Source organism: Sphingobacterium pedocola (genome assembly GCF_015209965.1).
Lineage (GTDB): Bacteria > Bacteroidota > Bacteroidia > Sphingobacteriales > Sphingobacteriaceae > Sphingobacterium > Sphingobacterium pedocola.
Genome location: NZ_MU158690.1, coordinates 1,246,795 through 1,260,762 on the forward strand (window position 1 = coordinate 1,246,795; position 13,968 = coordinate 1,260,762).

General features: G+C 37.9%; 16 protein-coding genes. 9 read left to right on the forward strand and 7 right to left on the reverse strand.

The genetic code is table 11. The features are described from left to right. Positions 1 to 30 precede the first annotated feature (30 nt). The gene (locus C4F40_RS15180) at positions 31 to 804 is read right to left on the reverse strand and encodes a glycosyltransferase family 2 protein (RefSeq protein WP_196940225.1); all 774 of its coding nucleotides are present in this window, start codon (positions 802 to 804) and stop codon (positions 31 to 33) included. A gap of 130 nt (positions 805 to 934) precedes the next feature. Here C4F40_RS15180 and C4F40_RS15185 point away from each other — a divergent pair, with 130 nt between their 5' ends. The 3 genes from C4F40_RS15185 to C4F40_RS15195 all read left to right on the forward strand — a co-directional run bounded on the left by C4F40_RS15185 (position 935) and on the right by C4F40_RS15195 (position 3,703). Beyond that, positions 935 to 1,771, forward strand: coding sequence for a glycosyltransferase family 2 protein (locus tag C4F40_RS15185; RefSeq protein ID WP_196940226.1), 837 nt, complete (start codon positions 935 to 937; stop codon positions 1,769 to 1,771). Between the two features lie 156 nt (positions 1,772 to 1,927). Then, a complete protein-coding gene (locus tag C4F40_RS15190; RefSeq protein WP_196940227.1) occupies positions 1,928 to 2,878 on the forward strand; it encodes a WaaS/CpsH family glycosyltransferase in 951 nt (316 codons plus the stop codon). A gap of 3 nt (positions 2,879 to 2,881) precedes the next feature. Next, entirely contained in the window at positions 2,882 to 3,703 is an 822-nt protein-coding gene (locus tag C4F40_RS15195) for a glycosyltransferase family 2 protein (protein WP_196940228.1), read from the forward strand. A gap of 16 nt (positions 3,704 to 3,719) precedes the next feature. On the opposite strand, the gene C4F40_RS15200 is transcribed toward C4F40_RS15195, so the two are convergent. Together C4F40_RS15200 and C4F40_RS15205 are read right to left on the reverse strand one after the other, a co-directional pair. Beyond that, positions 3,720 to 4,532 carry a glycosyltransferase family 2 protein gene (locus C4F40_RS15200; protein ID WP_196940229.1) on the reverse strand — a complete coding sequence of 271 codons (813 nt, stop codon included), beginning with the start codon at positions 4,530 to 4,532 and terminating at the stop codon, positions 3,720 to 3,722. Beyond that, a complete protein-coding gene (locus C4F40_RS15205; RefSeq protein WP_196940230.1) occupies positions 4,525 to 5,346 on the reverse strand; it encodes a glycosyltransferase family 2 protein in 822 nt (273 codons plus the stop codon). Before C4F40_RS15205 ends, C4F40_RS15200 begins: the two co-directional genes overlap by 8 nt. A gap of 94 nt (positions 5,347 to 5,440) precedes the next feature. Here C4F40_RS15205 and C4F40_RS15210 point away from each other — a divergent pair, with 94 nt between their 5' ends. Both C4F40_RS15210 and C4F40_RS15215 read left to right on the forward strand, forming a co-directional pair. Next, entirely contained in the window at positions 5,441 to 6,235 is a 795-nt protein-coding gene (locus C4F40_RS15210) for a glycosyltransferase family 2 protein (protein WP_196940231.1), read from the forward strand. Positions 6,236 to 6,255: 20 nt separating this feature from the next. Further along, positions 6,256 to 7,458, forward strand: coding sequence for a glycosyltransferase (locus C4F40_RS15215; RefSeq protein ID WP_196940232.1), 1,203 nt, complete (start codon positions 6,256 to 6,258; stop codon positions 7,456 to 7,458). Here C4F40_RS15215 and C4F40_RS15220 read toward each other — a convergent pair whose 3' ends face one another. The 4 genes from C4F40_RS15220 to C4F40_RS15235 are packed head-to-tail and all read right to left on the reverse strand — an operon-like array spanning position 7,459 to position 11,175. Beyond that, positions 7,459 to 8,466: a glycosyltransferase family 9 protein gene (locus tag C4F40_RS15220; RefSeq protein ID WP_196940233.1), complete on the reverse strand. Its 1,008-nt coding sequence runs from the start codon at positions 8,464 to 8,466 to the stop codon at positions 7,459 to 7,461. A gap of 6 nt (positions 8,467 to 8,472) precedes the next feature. After that, positions 8,473 to 9,078: a DUF4254 domain-containing protein gene (locus C4F40_RS15225; RefSeq protein ID WP_196940234.1), complete on the reverse strand. Its 606-nt coding sequence runs from the start codon at positions 9,076 to 9,078 to the stop codon at positions 8,473 to 8,475. 37 nt (positions 9,079 to 9,115) lie between these two features. Beyond that, positions 9,116 to 9,793 carry a response regulator transcription factor gene (locus tag C4F40_RS15230; protein WP_196940235.1) on the reverse strand — a complete coding sequence of 226 codons (678 nt, stop codon included), beginning with the start codon at positions 9,791 to 9,793 and terminating at the stop codon, positions 9,116 to 9,118. 23 nt (positions 9,794 to 9,816) lie between these two features. Next, entirely contained in the window at positions 9,817 to 11,175 is a 1,359-nt protein-coding gene (locus tag C4F40_RS15235; RefSeq protein ID WP_196940236.1) for a sensor histidine kinase, read from the reverse strand. A 173-nt stretch (positions 11,176 to 11,348) separates the two neighbouring features. Here C4F40_RS15235 and C4F40_RS15240 point away from each other — a divergent pair, with 173 nt between their 5' ends. The 4 genes from C4F40_RS15240 to C4F40_RS15255 all read left to right on the forward strand — a co-directional run bounded on the left by C4F40_RS15240 (position 11,349) and on the right by C4F40_RS15255 (position 13,918). Beyond that, positions 11,349 to 11,561: an NVEALA domain-containing protein gene (locus C4F40_RS15240; RefSeq protein ID WP_196940237.1), complete on the forward strand. Its 213-nt coding sequence runs from the start codon at positions 11,349 to 11,351 to the stop codon at positions 11,559 to 11,561. Beyond that, complete coding sequence (locus tag C4F40_RS15245) at positions 11,558 to 12,598, forward strand: BF3164 family lipoprotein (protein ID WP_196940238.1); 1,041 nt, start codon at positions 11,558 to 11,560, stop codon at positions 12,596 to 12,598. Before C4F40_RS15240 ends, C4F40_RS15245 begins: the two co-directional genes overlap by 4 nt. Before the next feature lie 120 nt (positions 12,599 to 12,718). Beyond that, positions 12,719 to 13,273: a hypothetical protein gene (locus C4F40_RS15250; protein WP_196940239.1), complete on the forward strand. Its 555-nt coding sequence runs from the start codon at positions 12,719 to 12,721 to the stop codon at positions 13,271 to 13,273. A 414-nt stretch (positions 13,274 to 13,687) separates the two neighbouring features. After that, positions 13,688 to 13,918 carry an NVEALA domain-containing protein gene (locus C4F40_RS15255; RefSeq protein ID WP_196940240.1) on the forward strand — a complete coding sequence of 77 codons (231 nt, stop codon included), beginning with the start codon at positions 13,688 to 13,690 and terminating at the stop codon, positions 13,916 to 13,918. The last annotated feature ends 50 nt before the right edge of the window (positions 13,919 to 13,968 follow it).

The window sequence follows — 13,968 nt, forward strand, 5'->3', positions numbered from 1 at the left end:
GATAGACAGAGGTGATTCCTGTGCGTTCGTCTATTGAAATTTTTTAACACCGAGTGCTTTTAGCAGGCGGAAGCCCTTAGAAGATTGGATCTTTTCAAGCGTAGGCTGAGCCGTTGTATGTTTTAAATAGTCTTCATAAAATAAGGGAAACTCTTTGTTTAGAAATCGTTGCCTTTCTTCTTGAATTAATTGAAAATTATCGGGCACTGAACTCATGCCAGTCGTATCAAAAATAGAAACGACCTGATTAAGATGTTTTGTACTAACATTATGTCTTAGTATACAAATCAGAAAAAATGACCAATCTGCTGCTATTCTGTATGTGGTGTCATAGTTGCCATACTGGTAAAAAAGATCTTTTTTTATGAAAGTGGAAGGGTGTCCTAGGGATGATTCAAATAAAAATTTGATTGAAAGCTTTTCAGGATAGTTAAAAATAACTGGCTTACCGATGTTGTCAAAGGCTAAATCACCGTAGAGGAGATCTACGTCATTTAGATTAGGAAAAATGTTCTCTAACGTCTGAGATGTATATAATATGTCGCCACTATTGAGAAATAATATATACTGACCCGTCGCCATTTTTACGCCCTTATTCATGGCATCATAAACTCCTGAATCTTTCTCCGATATCCACTTATCAATGCGGTCGTTTGATTCTAACACATCTTTGCTGCCGTCATTGGATGAGCCATCTACAACGATATATTCAAATTGTTGAAAAGATTGTTCCTTTATTGAGGTAAAAGTTTTTAGTAGGCCAAACTTGTTATTGAGATTGATGGTTACAATAGATAGTTTCATGACGTGGTTTAGATCCAAATATAGTATATAATTTTGATATTTTTAGTAAGTTACTTCTGTAGCTAAACAGCTTACTTTTACGTATTAACTTTATACATTTGTAAAGTAAACAAGTTTTTATTTCGCTTTTATGGCACCAACAAAAGATTTAATAAGTATTGTTATCCCGGCATATAATGTTTCCCGTACAATTTCAGAAACAATTGATTCAGTTCTTAAGCAAACATTTAGAAATTTTGAGATTATAGTTGTCAATGATGGTTCACGAGATGAAACAGAGGGGGTGGTAATCAATTATGCGAATCGTTTTCGGGAAGTGAAACTCTATAATCAAGAAAACAAAGGACTACCTGCAACGCGGAATGAAGGGTTCGGTTTTTCTAAAGGGAACTTTGTGATATTCCTCGACGGAGATGATAAGCTAGACCCTAGATACATTGAAACTTGTTACCAAAAATTTAAGAAATATCCAGATTTAGATTTGGTGTATACAGATACTCTGTTATTTGAAGCTAAAGAAGGTATCTTCGATTTACCTGATTATTCGTATAAGCAATTATTGGCTGGGAATTGTATTCCGGCAACCGCAATGATCAAAGCCGATAATTTTAGGGAGGTTGGAATGTATGACGTATCCCTCAAGATGACAGAAGATTGGGAGTTATGGATTCGATATCTCGCTAAATTTCCAAATGTTTATCAAGTCAAGCTACCTTTATTTCATTACAGAAAAAGATTATCAAGTGATTCAATGACGGATCTAAATTCGATGAATAACTACGATATCTCGGATCTAGCTCGTCTATATATCTATCAAAAACACTATAATCTGTTCACGCAATATGGCTACGGTCTAGAAAAATTGCAACAGTTGATAGGTGAAGAAAATAAATATAAAGAAAAATACTACAATGTTTGGTACCGCAAACTTTTCTATCAGCTTCGCAATAGAAAGAAGCTACAATAACAACCCATTGGTAGTAACATTATATGTAGTTTTACGAGTTGTCTACCAAAATAAAATAACTTGATTCTATATCTTAGCTATTACTTGCTCTTTTGTATGTCAAAAAAAAGATTTCTTTTAGTCGCACCACACAGTTTTAATTTATATCAGCTTATCGTGAAGAACTTAGAATATCTAGGTTATGAAGTCGTTCATATTGAAGACCTCGGATATGCTTTCAAGTACAATTCTATTGGCCAACGTCTGCACAATTTACTTCGTAAAGTTTTCCTTAAAGATCGGTCTTACAAAGAAAACCTCAAAATTGAAAACAATTACATAAAGCAACGGAAAATAATCGTTCAGCACTACTCATTTGATATTGCTTTGGTTATACGGGCAGACTTTTTTAAGAAGAGTCTAATAGAACTTATCCGTCAGAAAACTTCAACTATGATTAGCTTTCATTTCGATGGTATATCTCGCAACCCCGAAATCTTAGACTATGTATCTCTATTTGATCGTTTCTATGCGTTTGATCAGGACGATTTAAAAAAGTATCCATCTTATAATCTTTCGTATTCACCTAATTTTTATCTGGACTATCCTGATCTAATAGATCAACGCCGTTCGTATAATGCCCATAACGTATACTATGTAAGTACATTTCATGAAAGTCGAATACGCGACTTAATTGATATTCATAAACGTTTGTCAGTTCATTATGCTTCTGTAAAATTCATCGTCGTGTGTAGTAAAGACTTATTACCTATACTTCCAGATTATGTTATACAGCACATGGAAGTTTCTCACGAACACGTAGATTTTGCTGAACAACTCAATAACATTGCATTTTCCGATGTCATTATTGACCTGGTGATCGCAGAACATAAGGGCTACTCACTTCGTATAATAGAGGGTTTAAAATTCGGTAAAAAAGTAATTACGACAAATTTTAAAGTTTTAGAAGCCGAGTTTTATCATCCTCATAATTTCTTCGTTTTGCAAAATGGCAGTTATGATGGATTAGATGAGTTCTTGAATAATGCTTACGTGCCTATTGATAATGATATGAAGAAAAAGTATAGTTTCTCGGAATGGCTTAATAATAAATTGATAGATAAATAAAAAATGAAGTTACAACCTTTGGTTAGTGTAATTATTCCTGCTTATAATGCAGAAAATACTATCATCGAAACGCTTGAATGTGTGGCAAGGCAGACCTATAGCGATATAGAAACAATCGTAGTAAACGATGGTTCGACAGACCGAACATCCTCTATAATAGAACAGTTCATTATTGATAAACCTCATTTCAGCTTGTATTCTAAACACAATGAAGGATTAGCAGCTACAAGGAACTATGGATTTCAATTTGTGAAGGGTGAGTACTTGCTTTTTTTAGACGCGGATGATTTAATTGATCTCAATTTTGTGAAGTTATGTGTTGATGAATTCCAGACGGGAAATAATATTGATATAGTGGCTACCCAAGTGCAGCACTTTGAGCGTGAAAATGATATTTATGTTTTTCCTAAGTTTTCTTTAGATACAATATTAAAGGTAAACTGCTTTACTATAACTTCCATGATAAAAAGTAAAGCATTCAAAGATATCGGCATGTTTGATGTAACGATGAAGTTTCATGAAGACTGGGAAATGTGGATCAGAATGACAGAAAAGTATAATAATGTAGTTCGTATCGATCAACCGTTGTTTTGGTATCGAAAGCGAAATGCACATGATTCAATGTGTGATTTAAATTTTAATGATAATGTTGCTAACGAGATGCATTTGTATATTTATCAAAAGCATTTTTACAGATATTTGCAAGCGGGATATAGTTTAGAAAGGTTGTTTGAAACTATTAGAAGGGAAGAACTGCTTCGTAAAAAGTACTATGGTGTTTGGTATCGAAAATTGTTTTATCGTTTAAGGAAAACAAAGAGATAGAGAGTAGGATCGTGTTTTACGGCTGTTGCTTTAGCATACCGTTCTTGGTAAATGTAATTTTTTTCGTCATTACTTGAAGCAGTATGTGTTCATTTTGGATTACGTTATCTTTGTTATTTTCTTTATGGAAAATATGATAAGCTATGGCTCCGAATTTCACGAACCGTTTTTTGACGCCACTATTCATTAAACGAATGGCTAGCTCGGCATCCTCACTGCCCCAGCCTTGAATGGATTCGTTATATCCATTGACGTTAATCAAATCCTTCTTCCAAAATGACATGTTGCAACCTCTTAGTGCTCGGGGTTTATTTTTCTTGTACCGATCAGCCATTATCCTCGAAAGAAGAGGAATCCGCAAACTGTTTAAAATCGACCCCAAGGGAAACTTGAACCTATTAAGTTTTTCTACAGCGGACTGGTTTAACAATTGCTTACTATATGCTTGAGTTAATAATACGCGACTGCCACATAAGAACGCGTTTTTTTTGGCTAATGCTAGGTGATCTTTTATAAACTCGTCATCGATGAGAATGTCTCCATCTATTTGTATGATATAGTCGTATCGAGCTTGCGCAATAGCTTTATTGCGTATAGCACTTAATCGAAATCCATTATCCGGGTGCCATATGTGGACAATAGGTATTGGAGAATCCTGCTTTAATCGTTTAATAGCTTCTTGGGTAGCATCCCCAGAACCGTCATCCGCTATTAGGATTTCATTCGGAAGATGCGTCTGTTTTAAAACACGCTGTATACATTTTTCTAAAGCTTCCGGCCAATTATATGTCGATACAATTAGGCTGATGGTGGGAATTTCCTTACTCATTTCTGCCATCTTTTATATATTTATCCATGCCGAATGCCGTCCATGATACACGTGTTTTTCGCGTATTCTCCAATAATCGTCTATTTTTATCCTCTAGATCTCCCTTGTCTTGCTCGGGGTGATAAATATGATATACGATTGCCGCAAATTTGATAACGGATTTTTTTACGCCATTGTTTATCAATCGTAGGGTAAGATCACTGTCCTCGTGCCCCCAGCCTTCAAAATTTTCATTGTACCCATTTACAGCTATGATATCTGTCAGCCAAAAGGACATATTCGCTCCTCGTGCGTAATACTCCGGATAACGGTTTTTGTATTTAGTTAGCAGATAGTTAGATAAGAATAGGGACCGGAAACCATTTTCCCTTCTTGCGATATCGGAATGTAATATATTAATGTTTACAGTTTTGGAATTCAAAAGTGTTTTTGAATATGTCGGCCCTAGCAATACTCTTGACCCTTGTAATAGCCTTCCTTTTTTAGCGGCAGAAAGGTGGTCTTCTATAAATCGCTTATGCAAAATGACATCCCCGTCAATTTGTATAATATACATTTTCGAAGCGTACGAAAAAGCCTTATTTCGAATGGTAGCAAGTTTAAATCCGCTATCCTCATGCCATACATGAATGACGGGAACAGAAAGAACTTTTTTAAATGAATCAATTATCTCCTTCGTGGGAGCACGAGAACCATCATCAGCGATTATTACCTCGGAAGGCATAATTGTTTGCTCTTGTATGCTTAATAGTGTTAACTCTAAAGCTTCTGGCCAATTGTATGTGGATATGATAAGCGAACATTCTTTAAGCATTGTAACGTTTTGTTATTTCTGGTCGTGTTGTTGTTATTAATTGTGTAACCAGAATGATGCAAAAATACAGAATAGTAAGTACATTTGAAATGGAATGGAGAATTGTACCCTTTTAATCTCGACATATAATTGGCCTCAGGCGTTGGATCTATGTTTGCAGAGTGTAATGAAACAGTCAAAGTTGCCCAAAGAAATCGTCATTGCTGACGATGGTTCGGATAGAGATACCGCTGAAATTATTGACAAATATAGAATAGTAAATAAAGTTCCTATTAAGCATGTTTGGCAGGAAGATCTAGGCTTTCGTAAATCACTCATTATGAACAAGGCGGTGAAGGGTGCTAGTTATGAATACATCGTTCAGATTGACGGTGATGTTATTCTTAATCGGAACTTTATAGAAGATCATTTAATTGTAGCCGAGCGATCAACCTTTGTGCGCGGTACGCGTGCTCACATCCGGAAAGAATATGTTCAAGAAATGTTCTTGAATTCGCAAAGTGATTTCAAATTTTATTCTAAAGGGATTAAAAATCGGTTTAATGCAATTCGATTGCCGTCGCTCTCATGGTTAGTGTCCAAAAGGGAGCTATCGGGTAGAAGTGTCAGAGGTTGTAATATGGCTTTTTGGAAAACAGATTTCGTACAAGTGAATGGTTATAATAATGACTTAAAGGGCTGGGGACATGAAGATGAAGAACTCGCCACGCGCTTGGTCAACAATGGAATCATTAAGAAATCCGTTAAATTTAGATGTATTCAATATCATATTTTTCATCCGTTAGCTTCGCGAGAGCTTGAAAATATCCATGATGATTTATTATTCGATGTGCGAAACAATAAGATAATAAGATGTGAAAATGGCTACGAAAACAGTTTCTATAAATAAATTAAACAGTAGCTGTGGACATGAATGATGAGCAACACCCGATGACATTTAAGAAGATTCTTTACTTTTTTCCTTTGAATCCATTGCATTCCAACGCTGGAAGTGTAACTAGAGCTAGGGGCATATTAACTTACTTTAGAAATAAAGGTTATATCGTAGATTTTGTAAATAGTGATGATGAGTGGGGGGAAGAATTAACGCTGGAAGACAGAAATAAATTGGTATCTGAAGGATTGGCAAGATCATCTTATGGTTTGTCTAGAAATCCTCCGTTAAAGGATTTTTTTGGTTATCTCAGGTATCTAATTCCGGCGCTTTTTTTACGTAAATTATTTAAATATGGTACTAGTAGGTTGACCGATTACAATAATTTCAACCGAAGAAAGCAATTCAATACTATTCTAAAGCGGGATAAATACGATTATATTATAATAAGCTATGCTTATTGGGCAAATTTGATCAAGGATAATTCCTTCGCATCCGATGCCAGACTTATCATAGATACACATGATTGGTTGACTGCGCAAGACCAATCTCGCAAACGTTTTGAAATAGGCAAGGGATTTTCAGACGAAATAGAAAGATTGAATCTTTTTGATGAGATATGGACTGTATCATCTGATGAACAATATGTTTTTGAACAATTCTGCAGAAAGCCGGTTCATCTTATACCGATAGGCTTTCAATCAAATTTTTCATCTGGGATCCAGAGAGATAGTAACAATGTATATTTTGATGCAATATATGTTGCAAGTGATAATATGCATAATATTAAAGCTTGTAATTGGTTTTTCAGATATGTATATCCATCATTACCAAAAGACATTTCATTTTGCATTATTGGAACGATAAATAAATATGTACCTGATCTGCCGAATGTGACCAAAGTGGAGTATGTTGAAGATTTAAATGATTATTATTATCGTTCAAAACTTGCTATATGTCCGATGCTATCCGGGACAGGAGTAAAAATTAAAGTAATTGAAGCACTTTCTTACGGCTTACCGGTGGTGTGTAATAGAAGAGGCGTAGATGGGTTAGTGAATAAGACAGAGAATGGATGTGTAGTAACTGATGATGGGGATGATTTTTCTAGATTAATTTTACGTTTATTGCGAGACAACGATTTTTATGAACATGTTCGGAATGATGGGCAACTGTATTTTAATCGATATCATTCGATAGAAGCAGTATATCGGAATCTGGACAGCAGGTTTGTATAATTAAGTGTTAATCTTCTCAACCACCATCTCCACCGTTACCAAGTCAATGGCTTCCACACCATCGCAATCGCAGGATTTGTTGCCGTAGACGGAGCTCGGTCGTGCCGGGTGTGCTACCTGTACGCAATCTTCTAGAGATTGTCCATAACCCAGAAAACCTGCATAAGGGTGTGTCGCTCCCCAGATAGACACACATCTCGTGCCAACTAATGAGGCCATATGCATACCCGAACTATCCATACTTACCATCAGATCTAAATTAGCAATAATATCCAGTTCTTGTGCAAGTGAATACTGACCAACCGTGTTTATCACATGATCATATTGATTCGACCAGTTCGCACAGATCTCTTTTTCTCTTTCACCGCCACCGAATAGAAAGACGGAACAATCCTTTTCCGAAAGCTGTCGGATCAGATCTTCCATTTTGGCCATTGGAAACACTTTATAAGGATGTTGCGCAAATGGAGCTATTCCGATGGTCTTGACGCCTGATGCAAAAATAGTTGCATAATTTTCTGGAGTTTCACGATTTACGCGGGGTAATTCATGATCTAATTTAAAGCTGTAACCCAATCGCCTGAAAACATCTGCATAGCGCTCTGTCATCGGTTTTAAGGGTTTTAAAACTTTGTTTTCGCTCCGCGTTAATGCCTTTTTCTCCGATCTCCCTTTGTCTAATATGCGGACGGAATAATCTGAGGTAAGGAATAAGAAATCCAGAAAACGGCTGCGCAGGTTGTTGTGCAGATCCGCCACATAAAATGATTTGTAGGTTTTAAGTTCCCGGAATAAGTGGTATAATCCGAAGATTCCTTTATGTTTTCCTTTGGGGTCGATAGCATGAAAGCGAACGCGGGGAATATCGGCAAAGAAGGGGGCAAACAGCTTGCGGGATACCATGATAACTTCCACATCGCCGTGTTGTGTGATGAATTCCTTCAATACCGAAGCGACCATAGCCACATCGCCCATAGCCGAAAAGCGGGTTACGATGATGCGCTTCATGGCTGCTTATTTTTGCGCACCGTAAAGTACAGGATTTAGATTCGGATCGTTGTACATTTTCATCTGCTTATATACCTTCATGTACTTTCTACCGGTGGCTATATCGCTAAGCAATTCGTCAATACTCTGCGAAAGATCCTGGCGTTGCTCTAATAAGATGTCCAGTTTTGTTTGACAGGCTTGGATATGTTCGGCAGAAACATCCTGACGGATTGTTTCCTGTTGCATGTGATAGACTTTTAAGGCTAAGATCGACAGGCGGTCTATTGCCCATGCCGGGCTCTCCGAATTGATCCGGGCATCTGTCAATGGCGTTACATTGGCAAATTTTTGCAGGTAATAGCTGTCGATATATTCAACGGTATCTGTGCGCACCTGATTCTGTTTATCAATACGTCTTTTCCAATATAGTCCTTCTTTGGAATCGATATCGGGATTACGTACCACGTCTTCCATATGCCATTGCGCGGTATCAATCCAACATTTCAAATACAAAAGATGCTCCAGTGTAGCTGAATCGTAAGGATTCTCCATCGGCGCATCGATACTATCATGGATGTGATAATCATCTATAGCACGCTGGAATATGGTATTTGCAGTTGCACTAATCATGATGCAAACATAGATAAAGTTGGTTTTAAATACAAGTTTATAAAGAAGTTGTCTCTAGCAGATAACCACTTCCATATATGGTTTTGATTTGGATGTGGGGGTGTTTTTTTAATACACGTCTTATTCTGAGTATGGATCCATCCAATAGGTTGTTCTTATCAGGATGGTCATCCAGCCATATTTGCTTAAGTAATAGCGATCGCGGTATGGTCTGGTTTTTTCGGGCCAATAGAAATTCAAATACGCGGGCATCTTTTTCTCTTACATGGAATCGTTCACCATTCAGTTCAATATGCTGATTGTGTATATGGATCATCGTGTTGCCAATCTGGAACTGCTGCATTTTATTCGGAAGGGACAGCACGTGCTTGATCAGTGCCAATAAAGCCTGTGGCATGATAGGTTTTTGCATGAAATTGATCGCTCCCAATGAATAGCCTTTTATTTGGCTGTCGGGATCAAATTCCGTTCCCGTCATTAAGATGATAGGGGTAATAAGATCTTTGTCACGGATCTCTGCTATGACATCAAATCCGCTTTTGTTGGGTAAAATAATGTCGAGGATAATAAGATCCGGTTTTTGATCGGTATAACACGATAGTCCTTCTTCTCCGGATACCGTATGGTAGACCATCAGTCCGTTATCTTCGAAATAATCTTTCAAGGGGATAGCTAGCCCCAGATCATCCTCGATAAGTAGAATTTTATTACGCATTGTTTTTTGTAGGAAAATAAAAGTTAGGGGAAATATAAGATAAATTCACTACCCGTACCAAATTTACTTTCTACTTTTATTTCGCCGTCGTGTGCTTCGACCAGTGCTTTTACATAGGTAAGCCCCAGCCCAAAGCCAACCCGTCGCTGTATTTCCCTGTTGTTACTTCGGTAAAATTTTCCGAAGATATGAGGTTGGTCGCTGTCTAAAATCCCTAAGCCGTCATCTTTTACACTGATTTTTAGTCTATCCTGTGCGTCTGTTACGGTGATTTGAATATGTACCTTTTCATTCGAATACTTAATGGCATTTTCGATCAGATTGTCGATGATGTTCGAAAAATGGATAAGATCGGCTTCCAGGTATTTACGGTCTGATTTTATAGAGAGGGTAATCTCAGTCCCTTTTTCCTGTATATTTTGATATCTCTTTACTGTCGTTTCGAAGAAATCGGAAAGTGAGATAGACTCCTTATTTAAGGAAATGGTTTCTTTAGAGTTGTTACTTAGTTTTTGTATTCGCTCGGTATAAGAAGTGAGCTTGTTAAGCTCGAGTAGGGTATGGTCCGCATATTGCTGTACTTTAGCCATATCTCCCTTTTGCAGATAATACGGTATTAAAGAGACTTGTGCGACTGCACTCGATATGGGGCGTTTGAATTCATGGGTCATGGCACTGACTGAGTCTTGACGCATCTCTTCCATTTTTTCGCGCCAGAAGAATGTTCGGATAATCATGCTTAGGAAGAAGATGCATAAAATTATTAATAAAGCTGTTAAGATTAATTGAAAGATCATCGTTCCAACAATAGCAGAGGTTGATATCTGTATATATCCTTTGATACCTAATGTGTTAAAAATATCGATGACAATAAGTTTCGATACGGTGTAATCTACGGCTGATTCACCCTCTTTCGAACGTTGCAGCACTTTATCGTTTTTTAGATCAATGTATTCGATATAGGTATTGGCTTTTGGTACTCCCCTATTAGAGAGTTCGAGCCTATAGATACTGTCTAGCATAATGACGTTGACCGGGAGATGGTCTTTAAAGATAAACTGATTGAGCTTTATGCTGGAATAAGGATCTTGTCGATCGTGGGTCACTGAAAAAGTAGTATCTTTTAATTGTACAGTTTTAGTAATGTAACGGGAGGTGTCGTTTTGGTGTGTTAGTGGGTTATAGACTATAGTTCCACCCATCTTTTCATGTCGATAGGCGTGTTCTCGAAGGATTGCAGTCTGTAGTACTTCGTCTTTCACCTGCGTAATCAACCGGTACTGTGTTTCATATACATTGTATATCCACATCGCTTGTCCTGTTAGGATAGCGAATAGGATAGCAATAGTTATGATACGGATATGTTTGGCGTTTAGTTGCATAGTTAATCCCGTGAAGTTAGGACTTTTAAGTCAATAGGAAAAGATATTTGCCCAACTTATCCTAACATTTATTTTTTGACGACAGAATTGCGTAAGAATTGAGTCGCTTCAAAAATTGTTTTCTTTTCTTTTCTCGCCTAATTTAGGGTAATCAAAATATATATTAAGTGATTATGAAAAAGTATTTAACGGTATTAGCCTGCTGCGTGGCAATTGGTATTGCTCTGAATGTGAGCTTGCAATTTCAATCGGATAGCAACAAAGCCGGAATTACCTTGGCGAATAACGAGGCCTTGGCACAAGGAGAAAATTCTGGTAAAATATGTGAATCCTTTGGTAGTGTTGACTGCCCTCATAGCACTATCAAGGTACTCTACGTACAATGAAAAGAATTTTCGCTGCTGTTTTACTGATGGGGTTGGGGATTACCATGACCTCCTGTAGTGCTGTTGCAACTGCAGAGGTCGTGGTATTTCCTGAGACCATTTCCCTGCAAGGGAAGAAAAAGACGATGCAGGATAGTGTTTACTTGCGCTACCCTTTTCGCGTACGGTTGAAAGACGATATCCTTTACGTGATGGATATACATACCGCAGCGCACCATATTCATCTGTTTGACTACAAGATCTTGCAACATAAGGGAAGCCTGGCACATCGGGGCGAAGCACCGGGAGAATTTCTTGGAACGGAGAATATCCGCATAGACGAACAGGGGGACGTATGGACGCTTGATGCCAATAAAAGTAAAATTGTTCGGCTTGTGCAACAAGAGGATGAACAGCCGATTGAAATTAATCTAGACAAGAAGCTCGTCCGTACACTGGACTTCGATCGTCTAAACGATTCGGTTTTTATCGTACCGGACTATACGGGACAGCACCGTATATCGTTTGTTAATTACCATGGTAATATTTTGAAACATGCTTTTCAAATCCCCTCGTCCAACGAAAATGAGAATGCTATTGTATCGGCACAGGCCTGGCGGTCGTTCATCAGCTACAACCCGCATCACGGCATTTTGGCCATGGCCACCCAACTGGGACAGGTGCTAGAAATCTACGATATAAAACAAGATACGATCATTGAGATTGTAGGGCAAGAGTCTGGCGCACCGCAATTTACCAACAGAGGAGGTTATGCGGTACCGACAGGCATTATGGGCTATAGCGACATTCACGTAGGGCATGAGCATATTTATGCACTATTCTGGGGGAGTTCATTCGAAGATATACGGAAGCGGCCGGACGATCACCGGGAGGGAGGGCGCTATATACACGTGTTCGATCTGAAAGGTAATCCGGTAAGGCAATACGTGCTGGATCGTTACATAACCGGGTTTCATGTGGATGAGGCTAACAAGAAGTTTATAGCACTGGATGTTAATAGTAACCAGCCTATAATAGAATATGCATTTGGAAACTAAAGCTTGTAAGAATTGCGTAAGAATTGAGTTGGTCAAAAAATCGTAGGACCAGCCGTAAGTCCTTAATTTGGTGTCTACTTAGTTAGTTAAGTGTTTTAAAGTTATAAACCTAGTATCGAAATGAACAGTGTATATAATTATTCGATCGTACTGATGTTATGGATATGTGCTGTCGGTTGTCAAGACAGTAAAAAAGCTACTGCCGAAAAGCTAGTTAGGGAATGGATGGGGAAAGAAATTCTTTTTCCGGATGGATTACCCTGTTCCTATATGGGTACGGATACGATCTGCCCGGAATATGCTGATGTTCCGTATAAGGTTTTAGTGTATACGGATTCGGTTGGCTGCACCAGCTGCAAGTTGAATCTGAATCTATGGAAGCACTATATGGAGGAAATTGATTCTTTAGCCACCGATCAGGTGCGTTTTCTGTTCTATTTCCAACCGAAGAGCAGAAAAGATCTTGCACATGTGCTAAAACGCGAAAGGCTGTCTCATCCTGTGATAATGGATGATCAAGGCGCATTGAAGCGAATTAATAGTTTTCCCGAAGGGATGGAATATCAGTGTTTTTTATTGGATCAGGATAACAAGGTGGTGTCCATTGGCAACCCAACCTTAAATCCCAAAATATGGGAAGTATATAAACAAGTAATAACGGATAGAAAAAAATAGTAAACATGGGAAAAAGGCGGCAGACTGCACTGCTCTATGAAAGTTGTAACAGCCTGTCCGTCCGCTATCCCGCCTTAACAAGAAAGGAGGTACGTCGGCAAAGATAATAATTAGTAATGAAATCCAATAATAGGATATACTGTTGAAATGATAGATACGGTAAAGCGGTTCTAAAAAATGTCTGCAAACCTAAAAACGCGTCATTGCGAGGCGCGATAGCAACGAAGCAACCGAACGTAGTGAGCTCATGAATGCTTATGAGGACAGACACTGATGAATAATCTGCGTTTTCGATGTCACCAGATTATCTTTTAGATACTACCAAGAATTAAAATAGTATAAATGATGAGCTCGCAAAAGCTCGATAAAAAGCTTATCATCAATATTGATGGTGAAAGTTAAAAAATCAATATCATGAAAAAGAAAATTTTAGGAAGTATAGCAGTAATTGCTATTGCGGCAGTAGCTGCTTTTAATGTTCACGTTAATATGAACGAAGATAATGTTATGTCAGCGCTAAGTTTAGCGAATGTAGAAGCTTTGGCGGATGGAGAGGCAGATATGGGGGTAACTTGTGATGGATCTGGATCCATTACTTGTCCTCTAAATCAAAGTCAAGTTAGGAAAGTAGTTATTTGGGGGTAATATTACGGGAAAAGAAGTCTTGCCAAATTAATTAAATGGTAGGGCTTCTT